This window comes from Romboutsia sp. 13368 (genome assembly GCF_018336475.1).
In the GTDB taxonomy this organism is placed as follows: Bacteria; Bacillota; Clostridia; order Peptostreptococcales; family Peptostreptococcaceae; genus Romboutsia.
Map to the genome: position 1 here is coordinate 395,195 of NZ_CP048741.1, position 2,209 is coordinate 397,403.

2 protein-coding genes are annotated in these 2,209 nt (G+C 23.5%); both read left to right on the forward strand.

The features are described 5' to 3' along the window. Nucleotides 1–93: 93 nt before the first annotated feature. On the forward strand, nucleotides 94–987 hold the full coding sequence (locus tag G3997_RS01595) for a DMT family transporter (protein ID WP_296647039.1): 894 nt from the start codon (nucleotides 94–96) through the stop codon (nucleotides 985–987). 67 nt (nucleotides 988–1,054) lie between these two features. Continuing rightward, nucleotides 1,055–2,209 (forward strand): class I SAM-dependent methyltransferase (locus G3997_RS01600; RefSeq protein WP_296647044.1); only part of this gene is annotated, 1,155 nt, incomplete at its 3' end.

A 2,209-nucleotide genomic window follows, 5' to 3' on the forward strand; every position in this document is an offset into this window, starting at 1 on the left:
GATTAATTTATAATATAAACTATATTAATATATTTAAAATATTAAAAATACCATCTAAATATTAAATAAAAAATATAAAAAGGAGGATAAAACATGAATAAAATAGTTAGTTCAGACAGAACAAAAGGAATAATATTCATTATATTATCTGCTTTAGGATTTGCACTAATGTCAGCATGTGTAAAGCTAGCAGGAGATTTACCGAACTTTCAAAAAGTTTTCTTTAGAAATTTAGTATCTGCAACTGTTGCATTGTATTTAATAATTAAACATAAAGGAAGTTTTACAGGAAAAAAAGAAAATAGAAAAGTATTATTAATGAGGTCTACTTTTGGTACCTTAGGTGTAATATTAAATTATTATGCTATAGATAAATTAGTATTATCTGATGCAAATATGTTAAATAAATTAAGTCCATTTTTATCTGTTCTTTTATGCGCTTTATTTTTAAAAGAAAAAATAAATAGAAAACAGATAATATCTATTATAATAGCATTTACGGGTGCTTTACTTATAATAAAACCTACGTTTAGTATAGAGATTATACCTTACTTATCAGGAATATTTGGAGCATTATTTGCAGCATCAGCATACACTTGTTTAAGAGTATTAGGAAATAAGGAGCAGTCTTATACTATAGTATTTTTCTTCTCAATGTTTTCATTAATAACTATTTTGCCTATATTTATATATGTTTATGAACCAATGACAATATCTCAATTAATCTACTTACTTTTAGCAGGAATATTTGCAAGTTTAGGGCAATTTGGTATAACATTAGCTTATAGATATGCACCAGCTAAAGAAATATCTATATTTGATTATACTAATATAATATTCTCAGCAATACTAAGTATATTTATATTTAATCAATATCCAGATATATTAAGTATTATAGGATATATAGTAGTATTTTCAGCGGCGTTTTATGTATTCTTATATAATAAAAAGTTAGATAAAATGGAAAAGCAAATAGAAGAAAAATAGTTTGAATTAATCTATTATATACAATAATATAGTTATATAAAAATAACTAATGATAAGGTGTGACTAAATGGAAGAATTAAAAAAATCAATTAAAGAAATTGTAGAGCAAGAAATTTTAAAAGTAGTTATAAGCAATAAAAAAGATAAAAATGAAGAGTTTAATAAAATAGTAATTTCATTAAAGGAAAATTCTAAAAATAAATATTATCAAGTAGAGAAATATACTGATAAGCAAGTTTTTCATGAAAATATTGAATTAGATACATTAGAAAGTAAAATATTAGAGTATATGGAATCTAAATATAAGCAACTTTCTGCTTGGGCAACAAATATGAATTTTGATTTAAAAATATCTAAGAAAAATAAAGTTTTCTTAGGTAAAAAAAGAAGTGATAATTCTAATATTGTTGTTAAAGGACACAACAAAGAGAAGAATTATATATTAAAAGAAGGTACAATAATACAACCACTTATAGATTTAGGGGTATTTACAAAAGAAGGTAAAGTTGTAAATTCTCAGTATGATAAGTATAAACAAATAAATAGATTTATAGAAATTATAGATGATGAAGTTAAGAAGAATAATTTCGAAGAGTTAACTGTATTAGATTTTGGATGTGGAAAGTCATACTTAACATTTGTTTTATATTATTACTTTACAGAGATAAAAAAGATAAATGTAAAAATGATAGGATTAGACTTAAAAGCAGATGTTATTAAAAAATGTAATGATATAGCTAAGAAGTATAAGTATGAAAACTTAAAGTTCGAGCTTGGAGATATAAATGGATTCAAGTACAATAATAAAGTTGATATGGTAATAACATTACATGCATGTGATACTGCTACAGATTATGCTTTATATAATGCTATAAAGTGGAATACAAAGATGATATTCTCAGTACCATGTTGTCAGCATGAATTTAATAGTCAAATGAAACCAGAAACTTTACCAATACTATCTAAGTATGGAATAGTAAAAGAAAGAGTGTCAGCTCTTATGACAGATGTAATTAGAGCTAACTTATTAGAATGTTTAGGATATAAAACTCAATTATTAGAATTTATAGATATAGCACATTCCCCTAAAAATATTTTAATAAGAGCCTCTAAGTCAAACATATCAAAAGATAAGAAAGAAAGGTCATTAACAGAAGTTAATGATTTAATAAAAGAATTTAACGTTAATCCTACATTATATAAATTACCAAAAGAAGATAAA

Coding starts and splice junctions, on each gene's coding strand:
- G3997_RS01595 (WP_296647039.1), top strand. CDS start 94: ATGAATAAAATAGTTAGTTCAGACAGAACAAAAGGAATAATATTCATT.